The organism is Stenotrophomonas sp. 01N47 (genome assembly GCF_056399165.1).
In genome coordinates this window covers 1-350 of record NZ_JBFTQU010000126.1, presented here as the reverse complement: position 1 = coordinate 350, position 350 = coordinate 1, and the positions used below count along the sequence as shown (strand labels likewise).

Here is a 350-nt window from a genome sequence, read left to right as displayed (position 1 = left end):
GCTGGGGCGCATGAGCGGGCTCGATCGCACACAGAAGAAAATCCAGCTGGCCGCCACCTACGACGATGCTGGCCTTGAACTGGTACCCGCGCGCGAAGTGCCTTACGACTCGCTGGTGATTKCKGTCGGCAGCACCACCAACGAYTTCGGYACTCARGGCGCGGCGCAACACTGCCTGTTCCTCGACACCCGCAARCAGGCCGAGCGCTTCCATCAGCAACTGCTCAATCACTACCTGCGCGCGCACGCCGGACAGACCGACACCGTGCAACAGATCAGCGTGGCCATCGTCGGCGCCGGTGCCACCGGGGTCGAACTGGCAGCGGAACTGCACAACGCCGCCCATGAAC

The 350-nt window shown here is 64.5% G+C and carries 1 protein-coding gene; it reads left to right on the top strand.

What is annotated here, in order from left to right:
• Positions 1 to 10: 10 nt before the first annotated feature.
• Positions 11 to 350: FAD-dependent oxidoreductase (locus AC1DKR_RS21520; protein WP_478035286.1), on the top strand; the 340-nt coding region annotated here is incomplete at its 3' end.